Consider the following 23,888-nt stretch of genomic DNA (forward strand, 5'->3'; position numbering starts at 1 on the left):
AGGACTTCTCCATGCTGATTTGGCTAGGCGTGATCATGATCGTGCTGTTGCTGTTAGGGTTCCCGATGATGGTGCCCTTGGCCGTGGGCACCCTCTTCATGATGTTTACCGGTATGACTTTCTTCGGCCCCGACCAGGCCGTTAGCTGGATGATCAACGGTGTGGGTAGCTGGGTGCTGGCGGCAGTGCCCATGTTCATCTTTGCCGCCGACATTCTGACCAAGGGCCATACGGCTAACCGGCTTCTGGATGTGGTCGATGCATTTACCCGGCATATCCGTGGCGGACTGCCCATCACCACGGCCGCTTCCTGCGCCCTGTTCGGTGCCGTTTCCGGCTCCACCCAGGCCACGGTGGTGGCCATGGGCGGCCCCATGCGCCCCCGCCTGTTGGCCAGGGGCTACTCCGACGGCTTCACCTTGGCGCTGATCATTAATGCCAGCGACATTGCCCTGCTGATCCCCCCCAGCATCGGCTTCATCGTCTATGGCGTGGTGATGAAGACCTCGATCGGCGATCTGTTCCTGGCCGGCATCCTGCCGGGGTTGCTGATCCTGGGGATGTTCGCGCTCTACTGTTACATCGACGCCCGCCTCAAGGGGATCGAACCGGAACCCAAGGCTTCCTGGAGTGAGCGGCTGCACGCGATCCGCCGGGTGATCCTGCCGCTCGGCTTTCCGGTGCTGGTCGTCGGAGGTATCTATGGCGGCTTCTTCAGTGCCGTCGAGGCCTCGGCAGTGGCGGTCGCCTACGCATTGATTCTGGAGGTGGTGATCTATCGCCAGGTCTCGGTGCGCGACCTCGGCGGTCTCGCCCTCTCCACGGGCATGATCACCGCCGTCGTGTTCATCCTCGTCGCCATCGGTGCCGCCTTCTCCCAGACGCTGGGCACGGCCGGCATACCGGAAAAGATCCTCGGTCCCGCCATCGAGGGTATCGGCGACAATCAGTTCCTGGCCCTGCTGCTGATTGCGGCGGCCTTCTTCATCGGCTGCATGTTCGTCGATCCCATCGTCGTCATTCTGATTCTGGTGCCGATCTTCAAGCCGCTCGTACAATCCACCGGCCTGGATCCGGTCCACGTTGGCGTCATCGTTACCCTGCAGGCAGCCATCGGCTCGGCCACCCCACCCTTCGGTTGCGATATCTTCACGGCCATCGCCGTCTTCCGGCGCCCCTATATCGACGTGATCCGCGGCACGCCGCCCTTCATCGCCATCCTGCTGCTGGCCACCCTCATCCTCATCCTGTTTCCGCAGATTTCGTTACTGCTGCCCTCACTGGGCGGCGATTGACCCCGCGGCCCGGCGTTCATGCCGGGCCGATGCTCGCCTGGCGCCGGCTCTTGTCTCCTCCGCCTATACGAGTAGTCACGAGACGCGGACCCTCCCGTACAGTCACGTGACCCATGATGCCGGGTCACGTCCAAGCGGCTATAGCGCCACCCTCCCCATAGCGGGCATGGACTCTACGCCAGGTTTTCCATGATCGACTGAACCAAAAAGCCCGGGAGCGTAAGCTCCCGGGCAGTGCGGTAGCGGCTTGTTCGGCCGCCAGGTCGGTCATGATGACCGATTAGCGAGTCATATCAGGAATCCTGGCTGGCACCGGTGGCATCGATCTGCTCGAGCAGGGTGTCGAGCGCCTGCTGACCACGGTCACCGACCATGTCGACATAGACCTTACGAACGGGTTTGGCGAGTTCGCGAAACTGCTCGCGCTCATCGCTGTTCAAGTGAATGACGTTGATATCACTCTTTTCCTTGATGATATCGAGGCGTTCGGTATTGAACTGAGTCTGGATTTCATGGCCCTTCTGTACCATTTCGTCCAAAGTGCCCTCGAGTACCTGACGCTGATCTTCGGACAGTCCTTCATACCAGTCGAGATTGCCGATGAGATTGGCCACGAACTGCGACTGGTTGGCGAAAATCATGTAGTCCTGTACTTCGTAAAACCCCATGTTCTCGTGGGCGAAAACCGGCTGGATGTTGCCATCCGCCTGCCCCTGCTGTAGAGCGCTGTACAGTTCGCCATAGGCGATGGTGATCGGCGAGGCACCATAGGCTTCGTAGGTTTCACGCAACAGACTGTTGTCCATCACCCGGATCTGCAGGCCTTGCATATCATCCGGGGTGCGGATTTCCTTGTTGGCCGTCCACACCTGATACCCTTCAGGCAGCGCGCCTAGTGGCACCAGTTCACGCTCACGGAATGACTGCTGCCAAGCCTCGCTCTGCAGGAAAGCATCGGAATTGAGTATCTCAGCCGTCGCGAGTTGATCCTTCGGCATGACGAAGTTGAGGCTCATCAACTGGCTTTCAGGCACCGTGCCACCGAGAAAGCCCGAGCCAAACCCCATCTGGATCGAGCCATTCTGAATGGCGTCGTAAAGCGCGGAATAATTCGACCCCCAAGAGCCGTACGGAAGCAGCTGCACGGTGATATCCCCGTCGCTTTTTTCCTCGATCAGCTTCTTGAACTGCTCGGCATAACCATATTGAACGCTGCCTTCGGTTTCCTCGAGACCGAAGCGCCATGTTTCGGCGAAAGCCGAAGACGCCACGCCCATCACGCCCAGAGTCGTAACACCGATAATAATATTGCGCAGTTGCATCGCGTTCCCCTTTATTGTCAATGTTAATCCAGAAAAGAGCAAAGCCAAGTCAATGTCAAGCCAGTGCCGGAAAGTCACGTGGGTGCGGAACATAATGCACCCTGTTAAAGTCCCATGAATCCACCGCACTCTTTTATGCGTGTGATAACACTCCGTGCCTACCCAGAACTCAAAGGAGTTTTCATGAAAAAACTGGTGACTGCTGTGGCTTTCGGCAGCCTGCTGACCGCTCCGCTGTTCGCTCTTGCCGCTCCGCAAAGTGACGAGGAGAAGCTCAGCTACAGCATTGGCGCCACGCTGGGGCAAAGCCTTGTGCAGGATATCGACAATCTCGATATCGAGGCCTTCACTCAGGCCATCGAGGATGTCTATTCCGATGAGGAACTGCAGATGAGCCAAGAGGACATGATGCAGACCCTGTCACAATTTCAGCAGGAAAAGACCGCCGCGCGCGAACAGGAAATGAAGCAGCTCGCCGAGCAGAACCGCGAAGCCAGCGAAGCCTTCCTGGCCGAGAACGCCAAGAAGGAAGGCGTTCAGGTCACCGACTCGGGCCTGCAGTATAAAGAGCTCGAATCCGGCGACGGTGAATCGCCCAGCGCCGACTCCACAGTCAAGGTCCATTATGAAGGTACGCTGCCTGACGGCACGGTTTTCGACAGCTCCTACAAGCGAGGTGAGCCCATCAGCTTCCGTGTCGACCAGGTCATCGAAGGGTGGCAAGAAGCCCTGCCGATGATGCAGGTAGGCGATACGTGGATGCTTTATGTTCCTTCAGATCTGGCCTACGGCCCGGCCGGTACCGGCGGCCCCATCGGCCCCAATCAGGCGCTGGCCTTCAAGGTCGAGCTGCTGGGTATCGAGGATGGCGATGCCAACCAGGATGATGCGTCATCCAGCGAAGAATAAAATCCTTCCATCAGACGCCGCCCACCAGGGCGGCTTTTTTTGCCTCGCAAAGCTGTGGATAACTATGTGGACTCACAGTGGTCTGAGCGTTAACAAGCACGAACCTTGCGATGTTCAGAGGCTTATGCGCAACAAACGACGCTCTTCCGGATTTGCTTGACGCTACGTAACTCTTCGTCATCATTGACAATTATTTAAAGGCTGCATAGCTACGCTTCGTCCTGTATCAAATATGGCTATCCACAACCCAGTAGCTATCCCGCATCGTGGATTGTGGACAATTTAGCGTGACGTGTTCGTTAAGAAATTGTTTAGGCTGAGAAAAAATGAAGCGTATCGCCGCTCTTCCCCTGTTGGCCATGCTAACTCTGTCGTCTTTCGCCATGGCAGAGGATGCGGATAGCGATCCGCCATCGCTGCCGGTCCTCAACTTTGAGCGCGACGCCATCAGTGTGATGGGTGTCTCCTCAGGCGGTTACATGGCGACTCAGCTGGCGGTTGCCTGGCCGGAGCGTTTTTCGGGGCTGGCGGTATTCGCCGCCGGCCCTTGGGGTTGCGCCCAAGGCAGCCTGCGCAATGCTTTGAACCGATGCATGTACACCCGGGACGGCCTGCCCGACCTCAGTGTGCTCGAGACCCAACGAGCCCGTTACCAGGCAGAGGGCCAGGTGGGCAGCGATGCAGCCCTGGCGCGACAGCGTGTATTCATCTGGCATGGCGAACAGGACACGACGATCGATCCACGCCTGGGGAAACTGCTGGCGGCACAGTACCGTGCCTGGCTCACTGACCCCACACGCCAGTTGAGGGTCCGTTTCAATCCCGAAGCGGCCCATGGCTGGCCGGTCGCCGACGACGCAGCGCCACGTGTGCCGTGCGGCGAAACCTCGGCGCCCTATCTCCTCGACTGTAGCGACGAGGACGGTGCCGGCGAAGCGCTTGCCTGGCTCTACCCCGGGCGCAACGCGACCATCACGCCTCCAGCGGCCGCCGCCACGCAGGAGGGGGCGCTTTACGAATTCGACCAGCGCGACTTCTACACGGGGCGGCGGCTGGCGGATCGCGGCTACGTCTATATTCCCCAGGCCTGCGCACAGGGTCGACCCTGTGCGCTGATGATCGCTCTGCATGGCTGCAACATGAGCAGTGAACAGATTGGAGAGGCGTTCGTACGCCATTCGGGGCTGAATCGCTGGGCGTCCCGCTACCGTCTGGTCGTCCTCTACCCTCAGGCCGACGTCAGCCTGCCTAACCCACAGGGCTGCTGGGACTGGTGGGGATATGATGAAAGTACCTGGCAGTTGAGTCCGTTGCATGACACGCGCGACGGGCGACAGGCCTCGGCACTCAAGGCAATGGTGGAGCACATAAGAGGTGAGTCGCCTGCTGGCGGAGCGTGACCCTCGGTCGCGCCGGCCTACAGCGCCAGGGCCCGCGCCAGCGCTTCCCGCAATGCATACGGCGCCGGCGAAAAGATCACCTGCTCAAGAATGTGTCCTTGCGGGTCGACGATGAATGTCGTCCCGGAGTGGTCCACGCTATAGCTTTCGGCGTCGCCCTGCGCAGGGACCCTGCGCCACACCACGCCGTAACGCTCGCCGATCTCCTCGAGAGCCTGCGGCGCCCCCGTGGCACCGACGAATGTAGGGCCAAAGTGCTCCACGTAGGCCTTGAGGCGCGCCAGGCTGTCGCGCTCGGGGTCCACGGAGATAAATACCGGCACTACCCGCCCGCGCGCCTCGGCGGGCAGTTGCGCCAGCGCCTGACGCATGTTGGCCAAGCTCATCGGACAGACATCGGGACAGGAGGTGTAACCGAAGAAGATGACCGCCACCTGATCCTCCTCAAGCGCCGATAGGCGGAACTCGCCTTGCGTGGACGGCAGCACCACCGGCCCGCCCATCCCTTCGCGGGCTTCGCCGTTCAGCGTACGGTAAACGAAATGCCCCAGGGCCAACCCGCCCAGCATCAGCCCCACAATCGCCAGGATGACCAGCGTACGCCGTGCCGTCATGAATCCTCCTGTGCAAGATCGAAATCGAACCAGCTGCCCTTGCGCCCTTCAGGCGTTTCGATGATGACCTGGGCACGCCAGGGCATGACATACTCCGAACACATGCCCAGTTGTCCTATGCCACGAAACACCCCGTTACCCTGCGGCTCGAGATGAAAACGGTTGAGGCCCATGTTCATGTTGCGGCCGATGAACTCTACAGCGACGGTCTGCGCCTCGATGCCCTCGAGCCGAACGTCAAGCATGAGTGGCTGCATCAGCTGCAATTCGCTGTCGATGGCAAACGTTAGCCGGGCATGTAAGCCCAGATCGGTCGTACAGGCTTGCTTGCCTAACTGACAAGAGGCATTGGGCGGATACCAGGTTACGTCGTCATGCGATCCTCGAATGTAATAATGAGCGAGATACCACAACGCCACCACGATGGTCATCAATGTGACCAGGATCAGCAGGTTGAGCAGCGGAGGGCGTGTCGTGTCATCCTCTTGGCGTTGCATGGCGGAACGTTGCATCACGGGCGGGACTCCGGGTAGATAATGCCAAGCTTACCAGCAAGGTTCGGCCCGGGCACTGTCAGTGCGAGGCTTCGCTACGCTAATATCGAGGTGCAGCGCATCATGAAGCATGCGGGTCGCTTCGAAACCCACACGCCGTCGGATCAGATCGCGATGGAGAGAGGATGCACGAGGTAGAAGACGCCTTGGGACCGCTGTTTCTGCTGATACTGCTGGGCGTGGGTCTCGGCTGGCGGCGCTTCCCCGGCAATGACTTCTGGCCGCTGCTGGAGCGGCTGATCTATAACCTGCTGTTTCCCGCGATGCTGGTTTCCACCCTGGCTCGTGCCGATGTCTCGCAGGTGCCGGTGACCCGCCTGGCTTTGGTGTTGCTCGGCGCCATGGGCCTGTTTGCCTTGATCCTCTGGCAACTGCGCCGCGCCATGGCGCTTGAGGCACCCGCCTTTACCTCGGTATTGCAGGGCGCACTGCGCTTCAATACCTATGTCGGCGTGGCCGGGGCCGCGGCGCTGCACGGGGCGGCCGGCACCACGACAGCGGCCGTCGCCGTGGCGCTGATGGTACCGGTGGTCAACGTCCTTTGTGTCGCGGGTTTCATTGCCGCCGGGACCCTGGGGCCCTCCAGCCTGGGTCGCAGTCTGATGGCACTGGTACGCAATCCGCTGATCCTCGCCTGCCTGGCCGGCATCGCTCTCAACCTCTCGGGTATCGGCCTGCCTGGCTGGAGTGGCAGAGCGGTGGAGCTGGTCGGCCGCGCCGCTCTACCGCTGGGATTGATCGCCGTAGGCGTGGCGCTGCGTCCCGGGACGCTGTTCGGCAGCGGGCGGGCCTTCTGGTATGCGAGTATCGTCAAGCTGGCCGCCATGCCGTTACTGGTGCTGGGGTTGGCGTGGCTAACCGGCCTCGACCCGGTCAGCCGCGACGTGGCGCTACTGTTCGCGGCGCTGCCCACCGCCACCTCCGCCTACATTCTGGCGCGTCAGTTGGGAGGCGATGCGGAGCTCATGGCCGCGCTGGTCACCGGACAGACGCTGCTGGCGATGCTGACGCTGCCCGCCTGGCTGGCCTGGGTCGGCTGAAGGCCTAGACCTGCGGCGGCAGGACCCGGTTGGCGCAGGCCTCACCGCGATCCAGACACGCCAGATTCCCCAGGGTCACCTCGGCGATTTCCGTCAGTGCCTCGCGGGTAAAGAAGCCTTGATGGCCGGTGATCAGTACGTTGGGAAAGGTGACCAGTCGCTGAAAGACATCATCGTCGATAATCTCGCTGGAGTGGTCGCGAAAGAACAGCGAGGTCTCCTGTTCATAGACATCGATCCCCAGCCCACCGAGTTGGCGCGACTTGAGCGCGGCGATCACCGCCTGGGTGTCGACCAACGCACCACGCGAGGTATTGATCAGGATGGCGCCGGTCTTGACACTCTTCAGTGTCTGGTCATTGATGAGATAGCGCGTCTCCTCGGTCAACGGGCAGTGCAGGGTGATGACATCACTCTCGCCCAGCAGGCGTTCCCGCGACACGTACTCTCCACCCAGGGCGGTGAATGCGGGCGCGGCAACGCGATCCTCGCCCAGCAGGCGACAGCCGAGGCCGTGAAAGATCCGCGCCGCGGCCAGACCGATGCGCCCGGTGCCGATGATGCCCACCGTCTTGCCATGCAGTGTCATTCCCAGCAGGCCTTCGAGCATGAAATTGCCTTCTCGCACCCGATTGAAGGCGCGATGGGTGCACCGATTGAGCGTCTGCAGCAGGGCCAAAGTATGCTCGGCCACAGCTTCCGGCGAATAGGCAGGCACGTGCACGACGGTCATGCCCAGTCGATCGGCCACCTGCAGATCCACGTTATTGACGCCGGCGCAACGTAACGCAATCCGGCTGATGCCCAGTTCTTGAAGCGAGGTGAGTACTTCAGCGTCGAGACAGTCATTGACGAAGGCGCACACGCTGTCGGCGCCATGCGCCAACAGCGCACTGTCGCGATTCAGGCCGGTTTCATGGAAAGTGATCTGGAAGCCGTAATGCGCATTGGCATCGCTGAAGAAGCGACGGTCATAGGGCTGGGCGCTGAACATGACGATATGGGACACACGATACCTCCGGGCTTGATGAAAAATATTATCGTTAAGCTTGACGCCTCAAATGAGAATGATTACCTTTACATCAGTGGCACTCGCCAAGTGCCACTGACCTAAGCAGCGAATGTCAGGTTCCTGCCCATGGTTATCTCCTCATCAAGCTAGTCACGGTCTTAGGCCATCCCAAGGGATGGCCTTTTTTATGCGCGCTTTTCGCCATTGGGCCAAGCTCCGTTCGTCGTATCCCGGGGACGGTCGACTATCCCCAACGCGATAAATAAATGATCCCTCCAGCTTGACGACACGAATGATAATTATTATCTTTTCATGGCGGTTGCTTGCCAGGCACCGCATGCCATCGGCAGGAAGTCAGGTTCCCGCCCATGGTTTCTCCTCATCAAGCTAGTCACGGTCTTAACGCCGCCCTCATGGGCGGCTTTTTTGGTGACAAAATTCTCGACGAATTTTTTCTCATCAGAGCGCTCTTGAGTGTCCTGCGGCAGCGTCGCCGTTATTCGCTGGCCGCTCAACGCAATGTTTCCGCTCGCCAGGGTCCGCGCTCGAAGAGCCTCTCGCGCAGCAGTACCGCCAGCGCCTCGACGGCGGGGCGCGATGTTCTTTCGATCTGAGTGGCGAAGTGCAATCGCGCCTCGCAGGGCCGAAGTGCCGGCAGCCCTTGTGCTTCACCCAGCTCACGCATCGACGGTGTCAGACGCTGGCGGTCGATCACACCGATAGCCAATCCCGCCTCGATGGCTTTCTCGACCGCATGGATACTGGTGCTGGTGAACACCGCATGCCAGGGCTTGCCGATGGCGTCCAGCGACTCCACCGCCAGGTCCCGATAAGGGCAATCGATAGGGTGCAACGCCAGCGGCATGCTGAAGCGCTCGGTGAGCTGCCCCAGGCGTGGGCCGGCCCATACCGGCGAGGTCTGCCACAAGGCCTCGCCGCCGGGCAGGCGCCGCGGTCGGTCGAGCAGTACCGCCAGGGCCAGGTTGGATTGGCTCAGCTGTCGGGCCAGTTCGCCACTGGTCGCGGTGACCGCCTCGAGCAGGACGTCAGGATGGCGCGCCATGAAATCGGGAAGTACATCGCCCAGCAATTCACGCGCGTAATCCTCCGGCAAACCGAACCGCACCCTGCCCCCCAGTCCGCGCCCGGTGAAGCGCGCCAACATCCCATCGTGCAGACGCAACAATTCGCGCGATTCGCGCAGCAGCGACTCGCCCGCAGGGGTCGGTGTGACACCGCGCGGGCCGCGCTCGAGCAGCTGAGTCCCCAGCACTTCCTCAAGTCGCTTGAGCTGCATGCTGATCGCACTGACGGTGCGGTGGCGCTGCTCAGCAGCTCCGGCCAACGATCCCAGATGTGCCGCTGCCTGGAAGGTGCGCAACAATTCGAGATCGAGTGTGGCGATAGAGACTTCACTCATATTGAACCCTGACTGCAATATTCTTCGATTTATTGAATCCTAGTCCTGCGCCACGCTCAAGCCCTAAATTCGAATACACTGGGGAAAGTTTATGGCGGCATCGCTAGTGTCTTTGCTGGTCGCGCTGGGCTTCGTGGTGTGCTGGAGCTCGGGATTCATCGGCGGCCGGCTGGCGGTCGAGGCCGCTCTGCCACCGATGGCGCTGTTTGCCTGGCGCTTTGCGTTGGCCACGCTATTGGCCGCGCTATGGTGGCAGGCGTTGGGGACACGCTCGGCATCACGCCGCGGACTACTCGTCGAGGCGGGAATCGGTAGCCTGACCATGGGCGGATACCTGCTCGGCGTGATGCTGGCGATCCAGGCCGGCGTCGGCACCAGTGTCACCGCCTTGATCACGGCACTGCAACCGCTGCTTGCGGCGGGCCTGGCCAGCCTGCTGCTGAGCGAACGTTCGGGAGGGCTGCGTTGGCTGGGCATGGCCATCGCCAGCGCGGGTGTCGTACTGTGCGTCGCCGACGATTTTGACGCCCAGGGCGGCGCCCCGCTGTGGACCTATGGACTGCCGCTACTGTCGGTCGTAGCGGTGACGCTGGGCAGCGTACTCGCCGCGCGCTACCCGACGGCCCTGGCCATGGACGCCACCCTGAGTGCCCAATTGGCGGCGGCGACCGGCGTGTTCGCGGTCGCCGCGCTGATCGAGAGCCACGGCCGGGTGCCGCTGCCGACGCTGGACTTGCCCACCCTGACGGCCATCGCCTGGCTGGTGTTCTTCTCCAGCCTCGGCGGTTACGGCTTCTTCGTCGCCTGCTTGCGCCGCTTCGGGGTCAACCTGACCTCGACACTGGTTTATCTGACCCCGCCGGTGACGATGGCCTGGGCGGCGATGATGTTCGGCGACATGCCGGGAGCGCCGGGGATACTCGGCATGCTGCTGGCCTCGGTCGGTGTCGGTGTGGCGTTGATGAGAACCAACGAGTAAGCATCAATCGCCGTCGCCAGCCGTACCGGCTAAGCCTCGCCCAGTTCAGTCGACGCGAGCGTAAATCAAATCCCATACGCCATGCCCCAGCTTCTCACCGCGCACCTCGAACTTGGTCAGTGGCCGGAAGTCGGGGCGCGGCACGAAGGGCCCGTCGGTTGCCGTGTTGCGATATCCCGGCGCCTCGCTCATGAATTCGGCCATATGCTCGGCATAGGGCTGCCAGTCGGTGGCCAGGTGAAAGGTCCCGCCGATTTTCAGCCGCGTGCGCACCAGCTCGATGAACGCAGGCTGGACGATGCGTCGCTTATGATGTTTTTTCTTCGGCCAGGGGTCGGGGAAAAATAACTGCAGCGTGTCGAGGCTAGCCTCCGGCAGGCAGTGCTGCAGGACTTCCAGAGCATCCTCGCGGTACACGCGCAGATTGGTCAGCCCACGCTTGTCCGCCTCGTCGAGCAGCTTGCCCACACCCGGTGCATGCACTTCGATACCGATAAAGTCGGTTTCCGGATGCCGCTCGGCCTGCTCGAGCAGGGACTTGCCCATCCCGAAGCCGATCTCCACGACACGCGGTGCCTGGCGGCCGAACAACGCCTCCAGCTCCTGCCGACCCTGCGCCAGCGTCAGCCCCAGACGCGGCCAGACTTCTTCCAGACCGCGGTTTTGCGCAGCGGTCATGCGTCCGGCGCGCAGCACATAACTCTTCACGCCGCGATGCGGACGCGCTTGCGGTTCGGCGTCGCGTTCGGCGGAGATGGCATCGGGCTGGGCCGGGGTCAAACGTTCATCATTCATGCGGATCTTCTGGTCCTGTCGGTGGGGCATCAGCCGTTGATACGGCCAGCGAGCGGCGAGGAGGCATTGGCATAAGCCTTGCGCGGCATGCGTTCGGCAAGATAGGCCTCGCGGCCGGCCTCGATGGCCTTGCGCATGGCGCTGGCCATCAGCACCGGTTGACGGGCATGGGCGATCGCCGAATTCATCAGCACGCCATCGCAGCCCATCTCCATCGCCAACGCCGCATCCGAAGCGGTACCGATGCCCGCATCGACGAGTACCGGCACTTCGGCATTCTCGAGAATGATGGCGAGGCTATGCGGGTTCAAGAGCCCATGTCCGGAGCCGATCAGCGAGCCCAGCGGCATGACCGCGCAGCAACCGAGCCGTTCGAGCTCCTTGGCGACGATGGGATCGTCGCTGGTGTAGACCATCACGTCGAAGCCGTCGTTGACCAGCTCCTCGGCGGCCTTGAGCGTCTCCATGACGTTGGGGTACAGCGTCTTGTCGTCGCCCAGCACCTCGAGCTTGACCAGTTTGTGACCGTCGAGCAGCTCGCGGGCCAGCTTGCAGGTACGTACCGCATCCCGCGCGGTATAGCAGCCGGCGGTATTGGGCAAGAAGGTGTAACGCGACGGCGAGACGGCATCCAGCAGGTTGGGTTCGTCGGGATTCTGGCCCATATTGGTGCGCCGCACCGCCACGGTGACGATTTCCGCGCCACTTGCCGCGATGGCCGCCGCGGTCTCGTCGAAATCGCGGTATTTTCCGGTTCCGACCAGCAGGCGTGAAGCAAAGGTGCGTCCGGCGATGGTCAATGGCGTATCGATGCGGGTGTCAGCGTTCATGGAACTCTCCTGAACAAGGTTGAGCTGGGCCGGCCCGAGAGCCGGCCTCGGCAAAGGCAGGTCTCGACGCGATCAGCCGCCGCCGATGGCATGCACGATTTCCACGCGATCGCCTTCTGCCAGATACGTCTCGGCGTGCTGGCTGCGCGGGACCACGTCTTCGTTGACCTCGACGGCCACCCGCCGTCCGCTCAATCCGAGCTGCTCGACCAGTTGCGCGACGCTCAGCGCGTCTTCGAGTTCCGTGGTATCCCCGTTGAGCTGAATCTGCATTGGCGGTCTCTCAGCGGAATGGTTGAGGGGCCGCCAGTTTAACGCCAAAGTCCGCCTCAGACATCCTTGGGCGGCCAGACATCGGCATTGACCTGTTCGGGCCGCTTGAGCACCTTGGGGTCGAAAACCGGCTCCGTTATGCCATTGCGCCGCTGCTGCTCATAGTCCTTGAGGACACGCAGCGCAATCGGCGACATGATCAGGATGGCGAACAGGTTGGTAGTGGCCATCAGACCCATGGCGAGATCGGCGAAATCCCAGACGAAATCGAGATTGGCCACGGCACCGATCATGGCCATGGCGAGGACCGCGAGGCGCAGGACATGCACCGCCCTGCGCGCATGGCGCCGGAACAGGTATTCGATGTTCACCGCCGAGAAGGAGAAGTTGGCCAGGATCGAGGTAAACGCGAACAGGAAGATGGCAATGGCGATGAATATCTCGCCGAACCCACCCAGATGATCGACCATGGCGTCCTGGGTCAGTTGGATGCCTTCGATCGATCCCCCCGGCGAGTCGGACAACAGCCGCTCATACACGCCCGAGAGCAGAATCACCACCGCTGTACAGCTGCAGACCACCAGCGTGTCGATGAAAACGCCGAAGGATTGCACCAATCCCTGCGCTGCCGGATGCTTCACGGTGGCCTGTGCCGCCGCGTTAGGCGTAGAGCCCATGCCGGCCTCGTTGGAAAACAGTCCGCGCTTGATGCCGTTCTCCATCGCCACCTTGATCGAATAGCCCGCAGCACCGCCCACTGCCGGGCCAAAACCGAAGGCGCTCTTGACGATCAATGCGAGCATGTCGGGAACGGCGGAGATATTGACGATCAATATCCATAACGCCACCAACAGATAGGCGATGGCCATGACCGGGACGATCTTCTCGGCGGCACGCGCCACGGATTTCAGGCCACCGTAGATCACCAGCCCGGCCAGGCAGACCACCACGATCCCGGTCACCCAGTTGGGAACACCGAAGGCACCGTTCATCCCCTGGGCGATGGTGTTGGATTGGGCGGCATTGAAAGCCAGGCCATAAGCGATCAGCAGGAATATGGCGAACAGCGACCCTAGCCAGCGCCAACCCAGGCAGCGTTCGATGTAATAGGCCGGCCCGCCACGAAACACGCCGTCTTCGTTGCTGTGTTTGTAGACCTGCGCCAGGGTCGACTCGACGAAGGCCGTGGCAAACCCCACCAGTGCGGTCATCCACATCCAGAAAATCGCCCCCGGTCCACCGATCCAGAGCGCCAGCGCGACCCCGGCCAGGTTGCCGGTGCCCACGCGTGCCGCCATCGAGGTGGCGAACGCCTGGAACCCGCTGACGCCCTCCCCCGCGCCGCGAGAGGTGAAGGTCACTTTCGCCATGTGCCCGAACAGCCGGATCTGCATCCCCCGTGTCAGCACGGTGAACAGCAGGCCGGCCCCCAGCAGCAGATACACCAGGATATAGCTCCAGATGAAGTCGCTGACCGGGGTCATTACCGCATAGATGGCATCGCGCAACGGCACGACAAGCGAGGCAAGGGATTCCATGGCATCATTCTCCTGGGTTCGTCATGCGCCTGCCCGAGACACCGCGCCTGATGTCATCGAGACGGACCGTTCAAGGCCGGCATGATAGCCGTGGCGTACGCTTGATGAAACGTCGGCGCACGTCACGCATCGTTCATTAACGCAGCATAGTCATCCAGGAGTTGCTTAACATGCCCTATCGTCTTGCCTGGGTCGCCACGGCGCTGAGCGGCTTCGTCATGGTCATGGCCGGCGCCTTCGGGGCACATGGCCTGGAAGGGAAGGTATCCGCGAATCTGCTCGAGGCCTTCGAGACGGGGGTGCGCTACCAGGCCTGGCATACGCTGGCGATACTCGCCGTATTGATCTGGCGCCAGCAGGTGCCGCTTCGCGGTCAGGGGTGGGTGCTCGCGCTGTGGGGGGCCGGTATCGTGCTGTTTTCGGGGTCCCTGTATGCCCTGGTCCTGCTCGGCACCCGGGGGCTGGGCCTGATCACGCCGTTCGGTGGACTGTTGCTGATGACCGGCTGGCTGGCGCTGGCGGTGACCACCTGGAAGGCTAACCAGTAACCCCGAGAGACTCCAGCGTACTTGGCAGGTCTAGTCGTCGTCGCGATCGGGCAATGCATAGGTGGCGGTGACGATGGCCACCGGCTCTTCGTCGCTGCCGGAAAACAGCTGCACTTCGCCCACCGCCAGGCGGCGTCCCAGCTTGATGATGTGGGCATTGGCGATCAGGTCGCGATCGCCGCGGGCACGGCGCAGGAAGTGGCAGTTGAGGTCGGTGGTCACCGCCATCGGCTCGGGACCGATCTGGGCCAGGATCGCCACATACAGGCACACGTCGGCCAAGCCCATCATCGTGGGTCCCGACACGCAGGCCCCGGGGCGCAGATGTTCGTCCTCGATCGCCAGGCTCATGGTGGCACGCATGTCGTCGACACCTTCGATAGTGCCCTGACGGTGGGGAAAGACCCCGTCGAGAAAGTCCTCGATGGCGGCGGCAGTCATCACGGGCATGGCAGGGTCTCCCGGCGGTAATGGCAAACGGTGGCAATGACGACGCCCGCAGAGCGCAGTGCGACGCTAAAGCGTTGCGGCAAAGATAGCGCAGCCCGCCCCCCTTTCGCATCTCTCGCGCAGAAAAACACAAACGGCCCCGAGGTTTTCACCTCAGGGCCGGGGTCACGCATCGAGCATTTCAGTGGCGACTCATACTCGTGGCGAGCGAACCTCAGGCGCCACCGATCACCGCGCGCAGCCGGTCATGGCTGGCTCGATCAGCCCTGACGCACCTTGGCCTTGTGTACCGCCCGCCAGTGATGCAGCAACGGCTCGGTGTAACCGGCCGGCTGTTCGCGCCCCTTGAAGATCAAGTCCGAGGCGGCCTGGAAGGCGCTGGAGTCATCGAAGTGCGAAGCCATCGGCGTGTAGTCGGGGTCGCCCGCATTCTGCTCGTCGACCACCTTGGCCATGCGCTCCAGCGTTTCCTTGACCTGCGTCTCGCTGACCACGCCGTGATACAGCCAGTTGGCGATGTGCTGACTGGAGATACGCAGCGTCGCGCGATCCTCCATCAGGCCTACTTCGTGAATATCGGGCACCTTGGAACAGCCCACACTATGCTCGACCCAGCGCACCACGTAACCCAGGATCCCCTGACAGTTGTTGTCGAGTTCCTGCTGGATCTCCTCGCTGGACCAGTTGGGATTGGCAGCGACCGGAACGGTGAGAAGGTCGTCGAGCAGGTCGGGCTCGCCCTGGGCTTCCAGCTCTTGCTGAAGGGCGGCGACGTCGACCTGATGATAATGCAGCGCATGCAGGACTGCGGCGGTGGGCGACGGCACCCAGGCGGTATTGGCGCCGGACTTGGGATGGCCGATCTTCTGCTCGAGCATGGCGGCCATCAGGTCGGGCATGGCCCACATGCCCTTGCCGATCTGGGCGCGCCCGCGCAGGCCGCAGGCCAGGCCGACCTGGACGTTGTTCTTTTCGTAGGCGGCGATCCACTTGGCGCCCTTCATGTCGCCCTTGCGGATCATCGGGCCGGCTTCCATGGCGGTGTGCATCTCATCGCCGGTACGGTCGAGGAATCCGGTGTTGATGAAGACCACGCGTGACGCGGCTTCGTTGATACACGCCTTGAGGTTGACGGTAGTGCGCCGCTCCTCATCCATGATGCCCATCTTGAGCGTGTCGCGGGGCAAGCCCAGCAGGTCCTCGACGCGGCCGAACAGGGTATTGGCGAATGCCACTTCCTTGGGGCCGTGCATCTTGGGCTTGACGATATACACCGAGCCTTGGCGGCTGTTGGTGATCGAGCCCGCATCGCTGCCGGTGCTGCCCTTCTTGTTGAGGTCGTGCATGGCGATCAGGCTGGTCATTACCGCATCGAGCACGCCCTCGGGAATCTCGGCACCGTTCTCGTCGAGAATCGCCGGCGTGGTCATCAGATGGCCGACGTTACGCACGAACATCAGCGAACGTCCCGGCAGGATGCGGGTCTGACCTTCAGCCGTGATGTATTCGCGGTCGGGATTGAGGCGTCGGGTGATAGTCTTGCCGTTCTTGGCCAACTGCTCTTCAAGGTCGCCTTTCATCAGGCCCAGCCAGTTGGCGTAGACCAGCACCTTGTCTTCGGCATCGACGGCGGCGACGGAGTCCTCGCAGTCCATGATGGTGGTGACGGCAGCTTCGACCAGCAGATCCTTGACGTGGGCCGGGTCGGTCTTGCCGATGGGATGCTCGGCATCGACCTGGATCTCGAGATGCAGACCATGGTGAGCGAGCAGGATCGCATGGGGAGCGGATGGCTCGCCCTGATATCCCGCCAACTGCGCCGGGTCCTTGAGTCCGGTCTCGCTGCCGTTCTGCAGGGTGACGACGAGCTTGCCGTCACGCAGCGCATAGCCGGTGGAGTCCTTGTGCGAGCCTTCGGCCAACGGCGCGGCCTGATCGAGCACGCCACGCGCATAGGCGATGACCTTTTCGCCACGCTTGGGATTGTAGCTCGTGCCCTTCTCGGCGCCATCGGCCTCGGAAATGGCGTCGGTGCCGTAGAGGGCATCGTAGAGGCTGCCCCAACGGGCATTGGCGGCGTTCAGCGCGTAGCGGGCGTTGCTCACCGGCACCACCAGCTGCGGACCGGCCTGTACGGCAATCTCGGCATCGACATTCTGGGTGGTGACCTGGACGGAGGCCGGGGCCTCGGTCAGATAGCCGACTTCCTGCAGGAAGGTGCGATAGGCGCTCATGTCGTTCACCGGACCGGGATGCTCACGGTGCCAGGTATCGAGTTCGCGCTGCAGACGGTCGCGCTCGGCGAGCAATTCGCGGTTGGTCGGCGCCAGGTCGTGAATCAGGGCATCGAGGCCGGCCCAGAAGGCGGCGGAATCGACGCCGGTGCCGGGCAGGGCACGGTCCTCGATGAAGCGATGCAGCTCGGTGGCCACCTGCAGGCGGTGAAGAGTGGTGCGGTCGGTCATGGGAAGCCTCCTATGCTCTGTCTGACAAGTGTTTGCACGCGCTGACAGGCCATTGCAAATGCCTCGGCAAGCTCATTTTTCCCTGCCTCCTGCGGCTTTTTCGGCCCTGGGTCAGCGTCGCTCGTCCGCTTTTCAGACGAGACCTAATGGTCTGGACCGCGCTCAGCACCGCCGGTCCAGGCAAATATGGAAAACGCTTCCACATATTAACCCAAGCTTGCCAAAGTGTCTTCCCACCTTTGGCGTAGAGCTGCTTCGGACATGCCGGGTACCCATCGCGGGTAGCTTCGCTGCGATAGGAGAACTAGCATGAAGAGGACTGGAGGGAATCGATGACTGACTTCGTACCGTTACAGGCGCTTGGCCCTCTGGCCCGGATCGAGTCGCCCCTGGCTTCGCCACTCGCCGGCTATCTTGCGCACTATCGCCTTGCCCCGTTGATTAGCGAGGACCTGTGTCTGCACGCCGGCTTCTTCGACGCTGGTGGTTTCCGGCTGTGGGCGCAAGTGTGGACTCCTCCTCAACCGCAAGGCACGGTCTTCGTCGTGCATGGCTATTTCGACCATCTGGGACTGTATTGCCATCTGCTGCGGCTGCTGCTGGCACGTGGCTGGCGGGTCGTGCTGTGGGATCTCCCCGGGCATGGCCTGTCGAGCGGTCCGCGCGCGACCATTGACGATTTCGGCGAATATGCCACCTGCCTGCAGATACTGCAGGAGGAAGTGGCGTCGCGGGGTCTGGCGCCGCGCCCCTGGGTGGGAATCGGCCAAAGCACCGGAGGCGCGATTCTCGCCACCGACGCCCTGAGCCGCGGCCCGCATTCGCCCTGGGCCGGTCTGGCCCTGCTGGCCCCGCTGGTCCGACCGTGGGGCTGGTCGCAGTCGAACTGGCTGCATCGCATCGTCAGTCCGTTCGTGAGTTCGATTCCTCGCAAGTACCGGGCCAACTCCAACGACGCCGATTTCGCCACGTTCCTGCGCAGTCAGGACCCGCTGCAGCCCGACCGGCTGGCACTGACATGGGTGAGCGCGATGCGCAACTGGATGCCGCTGTTGCTGTCACTGCCGTCCAGCGAAGTCCCGGTATTGATCCTGCAGGGGGAGCAGGACATGACCGTCGACTGGCCGTGGAACCTCGCCACGCTGCAGGGAAAATTCCCCAACGCACGCATCCATCGACATCCCCAGGCCCGCCATCATCTGGTCAACGAGGCCCAGACGATACGTGAGGCGCTTTTTCAGGAACTCGATGCGTTTCTCGACACCCTGCCCATGGCGCCAGCGATGAGCGTCGAGACATCATGAGCCAGCGCCTATTCGCCAGTCTTATCGTCATGCTGTGGCTGGTCGGTTGCGCCAGCGTGACAGACCGCCCCCAGACGGTGCGCCAGGCACTGCATGGCCTGAGCCAACGAGCTGCCGATGAGCTGCTCACGCATCCACCCTGGTCGTCGGCCGGTCAGGAGGTGGTACTGCTAGTGGTCGCTCCGGATGTCGACGAGGCGCTGGGCATTTCCACCGAGCGCTTTCGCGAGGCCCTGACACGCGCCCTGCTGGCCGCACCGGAGGGTCCCCAGGTGCTGGATGGGGCACCCGGCAGGGAACAGGGCACCACGCCCGATAATCAGTGGCTGTTGACCAGTCAGCTACACGCGTCAGGACCCGCCCTGGGCCTTTCGGACCGTACCTTGCAACCCTATCAGTTGGAGATGACCCTGCGACGCCTCGGAGAGCACGAACCCGGCTGGCAGCGCAGGCTGACAGGCGCCTTCGATACCAGCGCCTTGTGAGCATCGCATTGTGAGGCCTTCTGCAACGCTTGCGGCGACACATCGCCCGTAGACGGACTTTGTCAGCAGCCCCGGGCGACGTCACAATGTAAGGCCTTTGCCCCTTGAGGACTATCCATGTCGCGCTATGCCCGTCATCTCGACCGTGAAGGCCCCGACAATCCCTTTCCCGGACTGAAGGCGATGGAGCGCCGCCTGGGATATGCAATACCCCATCGCCTCGGCTCCAACGAAGGGCTCGACATGCCGCATGACGCCCTTTCGGCACGCTTTGGCAATGCCATCGCGGACTTGGCCCGAGGTTACGGTGATGCCGAGGCCATGGGCGTGCGTACACGCCTGGCCATACAACTGGGCACGCCGCTCGACGCATTGCTGGTCGATGCCGGGGCCGATAGCCTGATGGCCCTCACCTTGCGCGCTCTGTGCGACCCTGGCAGCCCAGTGGTCGCCAGTGCGGGAACCTATCCGACCTTTCGCTACTTCGCCGAAGGACAGGGCTGCCAGTCGATCGAAGTGCCCTACCGGGAACTTCACGCACGCAATGCCCTGCTGGCGCCCGACCTGCAAGGTCTGGCGGAAGCGGCCGACACGGAGAACGCTCGAGCCGTTTACCTGGCCAACCCCGACAATCCGGCCGGTCACCTGCATGACGACGCCGCCATTGCCGAGCTTCGTGCTCGACTCCCTGAGGAATGCACGTTGATCCTCGACGAGGCCTACCATGACTTTCGCGACGATAGCGAGGCACCGACAGCGGGCAAGGTCATGCCCGGCGTGATTCGCCTGCGGACGTTCTCCAAGGCACACGGTCTGGCCGGACTGCGTATCGGCTATGCCATCGCCGCGCCCGAGATGGTGACGATGATGCAGAAAGTCAGGATTCACTACGCGGTCTCCTCCCTCGCGCTGGCGGCGGCCGAAACGCTGCTCGACCATCCCCAGGAGACCCGCCGCCACATTCAGGAGGTCATCGCACGCCGTGAGCGCCTCGCCGAGCATCTACGCGGACTCGGCGCGGAGGTGCTGCCCAGCGCCACCAACTTCATCGCGGTGCGCATGGCCCACCCCGCGCTGGCTGCCGAAGTGCAACAGGCGCTGCTCGCCGAAGGCAGCCTAGTGCACCGTCCCGCGCATCCGGCACTGGGTCACATCCTGCGCATCAGTGCCGTCGAGGACGCGCTGGTACCGGGGCGCCTGGCCGCGCTGGAAAAGGCCCTGGCACGCTGACTTCGATGCCCACTAGCCTCCGATCTCGTTTCCCGTAAGGACCATGGCCACCCCGGCGAGATAGAGACCGATCAGGGTGACGCTCTCGAAGCCGATATGCCCGAGCCCATGTTTCTCGCGCCGCACCAGTCCCATGAGCAACACCCCGGTCATGAGCAGGGAAAGTGCCACCCACATGAGCACATCCTCGGACACGGCGTGGTAGATCGAACCCTCGCGGTAGGCAATGTCCGAGGCGGCGGCAAAGAGCGTGTCGAAGGCATTGCCGCCGATGATGCCGCCCACCGCCAGGGTCAAGGCGCCACGCCGCACGGCTGCCACCGAGGTCACCAACTCGGGCAGCGAGGTGACGATCGAGGTGAGCAACACCCCGATCGCCGCCTGGCTCAGCCCGGTTTCCTCGCCGATGACCGTCGCCGAACGCTGCAATAGCCACCCGGTAATGCCCAACATCAACGCCATCCCCCCAAAGGCCAACCATAGGGAGACCAGCGAACGCTGCATGGACGCCTCATCCGGCACATCCTCGCGCGTCTCGCGGGTGCGGGCCGGTTTCCACATGGCTTCACTCTGCCCGCGATCCACCACGCGCAAGCCATAGATGTACCCCAGCAGCAGCAAGGGAGTGACCGGGTGAACGCTCCACAGCGTCAATTCGGGAGAGAAGCTGCCCACCAGAATCAGCGACAGCATGCACAACAGCAGCGTGCCCTGCATGAGATTGCCGATGGAGGCCGCGGCATGCTCGAGGTTGACGCGACGCAGGAACAGATCCGCCACTGTGAGAAACAGCGTCTGCACGGCGATGCCGCCCAACGCGTTGCTCATCGCCAGTTCGGGCTGGTTTTCCAAGGCCGCGGTAACCGACAGCACGATGCCTGACAGCGAGGTTGCCATGCCCAGCAGCACTGCCCCCGCGATGGCTTCACCGAGGCCGGTGCGATCGGCAAGTTCGTCCACGATTCGTGTCAATCGCGTCCCCACTACGCCGATCACCACGGCACACGCCGTAAAGAGAATAAGACTTACGGACAGATCCATGTCCTGAAGATTGAGCAAGGCGAACTCCTGTCGGCCATTGTTGGAGAAACTATTCTAGTGTTCTGCCTATTGAGGGTAGTGCAGGTTGTGGCGAGGGGTTACTCGCTCCGGACTATCGGCCGCCACCCGCGCCAGTCAACCGGTCAAGCTGGCGGTAGCCGATCGCCTCCATCAATTGAGCCTGGCCCGGCCGTGTCTCACCGGCGAGGTCGGCCAGCGTCAGGGCGACGCGCAGCACGCGATGGTAGGCGCGGGCCGAGAGGTTGAGCCGATTGAGCACATCGGCCAGCCAGGTACGCTCCTGGTGCCCCAGGGCGCAACACTCCTCCAGGGTCCGCCCCGGCAGATGGGCATTGAGCGCGCCTCGTGCCTGTTGGCATTCACGGGCCGCCAGCACACGCTCTCGCACTGCTCGGGAACTCTCCGCCTGGCGCTGCTCGGTCAGTTGGGCGGCGGGTATCGCCGGGACTTCGACCTGCAGGTCGATACGATCGAGAAGCGGGCCCGACAGGCGCGACTGGTAGCGCTGGATCTGGGCCGGCGTACAGATACACGAGCGCCGGGGATCGCCAAGATGGCCACAAGGACACGGATTCATTGCCGCCACCAATTGAAAGCGTGCCGGAAAGCAGCGTTGATAACTGGCCCTGGCGATACGGATCTGACCCGATTCCAGCGGTTCACGAAGCACCTCCAGCACGTGGCGATCGAATTCGGGCATCTCATCTAAAAACAGCACGCCATGATGCGCCAGCGAGATCTCCCCGGGGCGTGGACGCGATCCTCCTCCCACCAATGCCACGGCACTCGCCGTGTGATGCGGTGCCCGGAAAGGGCGCTGTCCCCAGCGCTCGAGAATCGGCAAGCCGCATACCGAACGCACCGCCGCGACCTCAAGCGCCTCGTCATTCCCCAGCGGTGGCAGAATGCTGGGAAGGCGACTGGCCAGCATGGTCTTGCCGGTACCTGGCGGTCCGGAAAACAGCAGGTTATGTCCACCTGCCGCCGCCACCTCCAGCGCCCGCCGCGCTTGGTGCTGGCCGCGCACATCCTTGAGATCGGTCTCGGACAGTTGCGGCACGGGCGTTTCACCAATCTGGTGCACGGCGATGCGTTGCTGTTTCAGCAGGTGCGCTACCACCTGCAACAGATGGTTGGCCGGATAGACCGCCACGTCACCGGCCAATGCCGCCTCGTCGGCGTTCGCCTCGGGGAGCAGCAAGGCATGTCCGTCGCGCCTCGCCGCCAACGCGGCCGGCAACACCCCGGTCACCGGGCGCAGCCGGCCATCCAGCGCCAGCTCTCCCAGGCATTCCAGCCCCGCCACGGCGGTTTCGGGAATCTGGCCCGAGGCGACCAGAATGCCCAAGGCAATGGGCAGATCGAAACGTCCACCTTCCTTGGGCAGATCCGCCGGGGCCAGGTTGAGTGTGATGCGACGGGCGGGAAACTCGAAGCCGGCATTGATCAGCGCACTACGCACCCGCTCCCGGCTCTCCTTTACCGCGGCTTCCGGCAGCCCGACGATGGCCAACCCCGGCAAGCCATTGGTGAGATGCACCTCGACCAGCACTTCCGGCGCCTCAAGCCCCAGGCTAGCACGCGTGTTGATGATGGCGAGTGCCATGCCTTTCTCCTTGTCGCGCCGTTATTAGCGTAATCTCTGATATACGCTGAAATGCCGGCCAAGCCAACCCGCACGCTTACTTCGTGTTACATGAGTCCGGAAAAGTCCCCCGACTTCGACCAGTGGCCGCGGGCCCTCGATTGTCTGCCCTGGCCCGGCCTCCGTGAAGACGCCAAGGCGCTGTCAGGCCTTGGGCTTTTGGCGGCCGCGGGGAGAAATCGTCTCGCTCGTCTCTGCACCGCCGGCATCCTCCGCGGGCGTGCTCGGCGCGCCATCCACCGCGTCCTTTACGGCAGGCTCATTCGATGCGGCAGGTTTGGCTGGTGTCGCCGGCGCCGATGCGGAAGCTCCCCCAGGTGCGCCAGCAGAAGTGGCTGGCGCCTCTGCCGCCAGTGCCACTTCCAGCGCCTCGACCTGCTTTTCCAGCGCCTCGACCCGCTGGCGGGTGCGTTGCAGTACGTCCATGAGGATATCGAAGTCCTCACGGGAGACGAGTTCCAGGCGGTCGAAGGCGCCACGCATGACGCTCTGTACGTTGCGCTGAATGTCCTCCGGCGCATGCGAGGCATCCTGCAGCCGTTCGCCAATTTGCTGGGCAAGCCGCCCAAGCCTGTCATTGTTCAGCATGGAGCTGTTCCTCTTATCAAGAACGGTAACCTTCATAGCATACGCAAGACATGCCAACTCCGCATGCGCCGCCATGACGCACCAAAATAGATATCACGCACAACAATAGTGCATAGACACACGCTTACCT

At 62.7% G+C, this 23,888-nt stretch carries 24 protein-coding genes; 9 read left to right on the forward strand and 15 right to left on the reverse strand.

The window, feature by feature from the left end; all coding sequences use genetic code 11:
* Positions 1-11: 11 nt before the first annotated feature.
* Positions 12-1,295, forward strand: coding sequence for a TRAP transporter large permease (locus tag ACW4DH_RS03825; RefSeq protein WP_459635038.1), 1,284 nt, complete (start codon positions 12-14; stop codon positions 1,293-1,295).
* 293 nt (positions 1,296-1,588) lie between these two features.
* On the opposite strand, the gene dctP is transcribed toward ACW4DH_RS03825, so the two are convergent.
* Positions 1,589-2,617, reverse strand: coding sequence for a TRAP transporter substrate-binding protein DctP (gene dctP, locus ACW4DH_RS03830; RefSeq protein WP_459635039.1), 1,029 nt, complete (start codon positions 2,615-2,617; stop codon positions 1,589-1,591).
* 183 nt (positions 2,618-2,800) lie between these two features.
* Here dctP and ACW4DH_RS03835 point away from each other — a divergent pair, with 183 nt between their 5' ends.
* Together ACW4DH_RS03835 and ACW4DH_RS03840 are read left to right on the forward strand one after the other, a co-directional pair.
* Complete coding sequence (locus ACW4DH_RS03835) at positions 2,801-3,526, forward strand: FKBP-type peptidyl-prolyl cis-trans isomerase (protein WP_459635040.1); 726 nt, start codon at positions 2,801-2,803, stop codon at positions 3,524-3,526.
* 326 nt (positions 3,527-3,852) lie between these two features.
* Entirely contained in the window at positions 3,853-4,926 is a 1,074-nt protein-coding gene (locus tag ACW4DH_RS03840) for an extracellular catalytic domain type 2 short-chain-length polyhydroxyalkanoate depolymerase (protein WP_459635041.1), read from the forward strand.
* Between the two features lie 17 nt (positions 4,927-4,943).
* On the opposite strand, the gene ACW4DH_RS03845 is transcribed toward ACW4DH_RS03840, so the two are convergent.
* A complete protein-coding gene (locus ACW4DH_RS03845) occupies positions 4,944-5,540 on the reverse strand; it encodes an SCO family protein (protein WP_459635042.1) in 597 nt (198 codons plus the stop codon).
* On the reverse strand, positions 5,537-6,052 hold the full coding sequence (locus ACW4DH_RS03850) for a hypothetical protein (RefSeq protein ID WP_459635521.1): 516 nt from the start codon (positions 6,050-6,052) through the stop codon (positions 5,537-5,539). The genes ACW4DH_RS03845 and ACW4DH_RS03850 overlap by 4 nt, the downstream gene beginning before the upstream one ends.
* A 167-nt stretch (positions 6,053-6,219) precedes the next feature.
* Here ACW4DH_RS03850 and ACW4DH_RS03855 point away from each other — a divergent pair, with 167 nt between their 5' ends.
* Positions 6,220-7,134, forward strand: coding sequence for an AEC family transporter (locus tag ACW4DH_RS03855; RefSeq protein WP_459635043.1), 915 nt, complete (start codon positions 6,220-6,222; stop codon positions 7,132-7,134).
* Between the two features lie 4 nt (positions 7,135-7,138).
* Here the strand turns inward: ACW4DH_RS03855 and ACW4DH_RS03860 are convergent, their stop codons facing one another.
* The 3 genes from ACW4DH_RS03860 to ACW4DH_RS03870 form a co-directional block, all read right to left on the reverse strand.
* Complete coding sequence (locus ACW4DH_RS03860; RefSeq protein WP_459635044.1) at positions 7,139-8,143, reverse strand: 2-hydroxyacid dehydrogenase; 1,005 nt, start codon at positions 8,141-8,143, stop codon at positions 7,139-7,141.
* Between the two features lie 305 nt (positions 8,144-8,448).
* The gene (locus ACW4DH_RS03865) at positions 8,449-8,661 is read right to left on the reverse strand and encodes a hypothetical protein (RefSeq protein ID WP_459635045.1); all 213 of its coding nucleotides are present in this window, start codon (positions 8,659-8,661) and stop codon (positions 8,449-8,451) included.
* Positions 8,658-9,566: a LysR family transcriptional regulator gene (locus ACW4DH_RS03870; RefSeq protein WP_459635046.1), complete on the reverse strand. Its 909-nt coding sequence runs from the start codon at positions 9,564-9,566 to the stop codon at positions 8,658-8,660. The genes ACW4DH_RS03865 and ACW4DH_RS03870 overlap by 4 nt, the downstream gene beginning before the upstream one ends.
* Positions 9,567-9,657: 91 nt before the next feature.
* Here ACW4DH_RS03870 and ACW4DH_RS03875 point away from each other — a divergent pair, with 91 nt between their 5' ends.
* Positions 9,658-10,545: a DMT family transporter gene (locus ACW4DH_RS03875; protein ID WP_459635047.1), complete on the forward strand. Its 888-nt coding sequence runs from the start codon at positions 9,658-9,660 to the stop codon at positions 10,543-10,545.
* A 45-nt stretch (positions 10,546-10,590) separates the two neighbouring features.
* Here ACW4DH_RS03875 and trmB read toward each other — a convergent pair whose 3' ends face one another.
* From trmB to ACW4DH_RS03895, 4 genes are all read right to left on the reverse strand, one after another.
* A complete protein-coding gene (gene trmB / locus ACW4DH_RS03880; RefSeq protein WP_459635048.1) occupies positions 10,591-11,340 on the reverse strand; it encodes a tRNA (guanosine(46)-N7)-methyltransferase TrmB in 750 nt (249 codons plus the stop codon).
* A 29-nt stretch (positions 11,341-11,369) separates the two neighbouring features.
* Complete coding sequence (locus ACW4DH_RS03885) at positions 11,370-12,170, reverse strand: thiazole synthase (RefSeq protein WP_459635049.1); 801 nt, start codon at positions 12,168-12,170, stop codon at positions 11,370-11,372.
* Between the two features lie 72 nt (positions 12,171-12,242).
* Positions 12,243-12,443, reverse strand: coding sequence for a sulfur carrier protein ThiS (gene thiS, locus ACW4DH_RS03890; RefSeq protein ID WP_459635050.1), 201 nt, complete (start codon positions 12,441-12,443; stop codon positions 12,243-12,245).
* A 56-nt stretch (positions 12,444-12,499) separates the two neighbouring features.
* Positions 12,500-13,981, reverse strand: coding sequence for an alanine/glycine:cation symporter family protein (locus tag ACW4DH_RS03895; protein ID WP_459635051.1), 1,482 nt, complete (start codon positions 13,979-13,981; stop codon positions 12,500-12,502).
* 170 nt (positions 13,982-14,151) lie between these two features.
* On the opposite strand from ACW4DH_RS03895, the gene ACW4DH_RS03900 reads away from it, so the two are divergent.
* A complete protein-coding gene (locus ACW4DH_RS03900; protein WP_459635052.1) occupies positions 14,152-14,529 on the forward strand; it encodes a DUF423 domain-containing protein in 378 nt (125 codons plus the stop codon).
* A gap of 30 nt (positions 14,530-14,559) precedes the next feature.
* On the opposite strand, the gene ACW4DH_RS03905 is transcribed toward ACW4DH_RS03900, so the two are convergent.
* Together ACW4DH_RS03905 and ACW4DH_RS03910 are read right to left on the reverse strand one after the other, a co-directional pair.
* Complete coding sequence (locus ACW4DH_RS03905) at positions 14,560-14,979, reverse strand: PaaI family thioesterase (RefSeq protein WP_459635053.1); 420 nt, start codon at positions 14,977-14,979, stop codon at positions 14,560-14,562.
* A gap of 260 nt (positions 14,980-15,239) precedes the next feature.
* On the reverse strand, positions 15,240-17,444 hold the full coding sequence (locus tag ACW4DH_RS03910; protein WP_459635054.1) for a malate synthase G: 2,205 nt from the start codon (positions 17,442-17,444) through the stop codon (positions 15,240-15,242).
* 332 nt (positions 17,445-17,776) lie between these two features.
* On the opposite strand from ACW4DH_RS03910, the gene ACW4DH_RS03915 reads away from it, so the two are divergent.
* The 3 genes from ACW4DH_RS03915 (at position 17,777) to ACW4DH_RS03925 (ending at position 20,463) form a co-directional block, all read left to right on the forward strand.
* Positions 17,777-18,748, forward strand: a complete 972-nt coding sequence (locus tag ACW4DH_RS03915; protein WP_459635055.1) for an alpha/beta hydrolase — start codon at positions 17,777-17,779, stop codon at positions 18,746-18,748.
* The gene (locus ACW4DH_RS03920; RefSeq protein ID WP_459635056.1) at positions 18,745-19,233 is read left to right on the forward strand and encodes a hypothetical protein; all 489 of its coding nucleotides are present in this window, start codon (positions 18,745-18,747) and stop codon (positions 19,231-19,233) included. The genes ACW4DH_RS03915 and ACW4DH_RS03920 overlap by 4 nt, the downstream gene beginning before the upstream one ends.
* A gap of 117 nt (positions 19,234-19,350) precedes the next feature.
* The gene (locus ACW4DH_RS03925) at positions 19,351-20,463 is read left to right on the forward strand and encodes an aminotransferase class I/II-fold pyridoxal phosphate-dependent enzyme (protein WP_459635057.1); all 1,113 of its coding nucleotides are present in this window, start codon (positions 19,351-19,353) and stop codon (positions 20,461-20,463) included.
* Between the two features lie 12 nt (positions 20,464-20,475).
* Here the strand turns inward: ACW4DH_RS03925 and ACW4DH_RS03930 are convergent, their stop codons facing one another.
* The 3 genes from ACW4DH_RS03930 to ACW4DH_RS03940 all read right to left on the reverse strand — a co-directional run bounded on the left by ACW4DH_RS03930 (position 20,476) and on the right by ACW4DH_RS03940 (position 23,758).
* Entirely contained in the window at positions 20,476-21,522 is a 1,047-nt protein-coding gene (locus ACW4DH_RS03930) for a sodium:calcium antiporter (RefSeq protein WP_459635058.1), read from the reverse strand.
* Between the two features lie 94 nt (positions 21,523-21,616).
* Complete coding sequence (locus ACW4DH_RS03935) at positions 21,617-23,131, reverse strand: YifB family Mg chelatase-like AAA ATPase (RefSeq protein WP_459635059.1); 1,515 nt, start codon at positions 23,129-23,131, stop codon at positions 21,617-21,619.
* Between the two features lie 183 nt (positions 23,132-23,314).
* Positions 23,315-23,758, reverse strand: a complete 444-nt coding sequence (locus ACW4DH_RS03940; protein WP_459635060.1) for an accessory factor UbiK family protein — start codon at positions 23,756-23,758, stop codon at positions 23,315-23,317.
* Positions 23,759-23,888 lie beyond the last annotated feature (130 nt).

It is taken from the genome of Halomonas sp. WWR20, assembly GCF_054602495.1.

Bases quoted from the DNA above. Each gene is read 5' to 3' on its own strand.
- ACW4DH_RS03905 (WP_459635053.1), bottom strand. From the start codon at position 14,979: ATGCCCGTGATGACTGCCGCCGCCATCGAGGACTTTCTCGACGGGGTC.
- ACW4DH_RS03835 (WP_459635040.1), top strand. From the start codon at position 2,801: ATGAAAAAACTGGTGACTGCTGTGGCTTTCGGCAGCCTGCTGACCGCT.
- ACW4DH_RS03875 (WP_459635047.1), top strand. From the start codon at position 9,658: ATGGCGGCATCGCTAGTGTCTTTGCTGGTCGCGCTGGGCTTCGTGGTG.
- ACW4DH_RS03885 (WP_459635049.1), bottom strand. From the start codon at position 12,170: ATGAACGCTGACACCCGCATCGATACGCCATTGACCATCGCCGGACGC.
- ACW4DH_RS03940 (WP_459635060.1), bottom strand. From the start codon at position 23,758: ATGCTGAACAATGACAGGCTTGGGCGGCTTGCCCAGCAAATTGGCGAA.
- thiS (WP_459635050.1), bottom strand. From the start codon at position 12,443: ATGCAGATTCAGCTCAACGGGGATACCACGGAACTCGAAGACGCGCTG.
- ACW4DH_RS03825 (WP_459635038.1), top strand. From the start codon at position 12: ATGCTGATTTGGCTAGGCGTGATCATGATCGTGCTGTTGCTGTTAGGG.
- ACW4DH_RS03910 (WP_459635054.1), bottom strand. From the start codon at position 17,444: ATGACCGACCGCACCACTCTTCACCGCCTGCAGGTGGCCACCGAGCTG.
- trmB (WP_459635048.1), bottom strand. From the start codon at position 11,340: ATGAATGATGAACGTTTGACCCCGGCCCAGCCCGATGCCATCTCCGCC.
- dctP (WP_459635039.1), bottom strand. From the start codon at position 2,617: ATGCAACTGCGCAATATTATTATCGGTGTTACGACTCTGGGCGTGATG.
- ACW4DH_RS03850 (WP_459635521.1), bottom strand. From the start codon at position 6,052: ATGCAACGTTCCGCCATGCAACGCCAAGAGGATGACACGACACGCCCT.
- ACW4DH_RS03870 (WP_459635046.1), bottom strand. From the start codon at position 9,566: ATGAGTGAAGTCTCTATCGCCACACTCGATCTCGAATTGTTGCGCACC.
- ACW4DH_RS03920 (WP_459635056.1), top strand. From the start codon at position 18,745: ATGAGCCAGCGCCTATTCGCCAGTCTTATCGTCATGCTGTGGCTGGTC.
- ACW4DH_RS03840 (WP_459635041.1), top strand. From the start codon at position 3,853: ATGAAGCGTATCGCCGCTCTTCCCCTGTTGGCCATGCTAACTCTGTCG.
- ACW4DH_RS03855 (WP_459635043.1), top strand. From the start codon at position 6,220: ATGCACGAGGTAGAAGACGCCTTGGGACCGCTGTTTCTGCTGATACTG.
- ACW4DH_RS03900 (WP_459635052.1), top strand. From the start codon at position 14,152: ATGCCCTATCGTCTTGCCTGGGTCGCCACGGCGCTGAGCGGCTTCGTC.
- ACW4DH_RS03925 (WP_459635057.1), top strand. From the start codon at position 19,351: ATGTCGCGCTATGCCCGTCATCTCGACCGTGAAGGCCCCGACAATCCC.
- ACW4DH_RS03935 (WP_459635059.1), bottom strand. From the start codon at position 23,131: ATGGCACTCGCCATCATCAACACGCGTGCTAGCCTGGGGCTTGAGGCG.
- ACW4DH_RS03895 (WP_459635051.1), bottom strand. From the start codon at position 13,981: ATGGAATCCCTTGCCTCGCTTGTCGTGCCGTTGCGCGATGCCATCTAT.
- ACW4DH_RS03845 (WP_459635042.1), bottom strand. From the start codon at position 5,540: ATGACGGCACGGCGTACGCTGGTCATCCTGGCGATTGTGGGGCTGATG.
- ACW4DH_RS03915 (WP_459635055.1), top strand. From the start codon at position 17,777: ATGACTGACTTCGTACCGTTACAGGCGCTTGGCCCTCTGGCCCGGATC.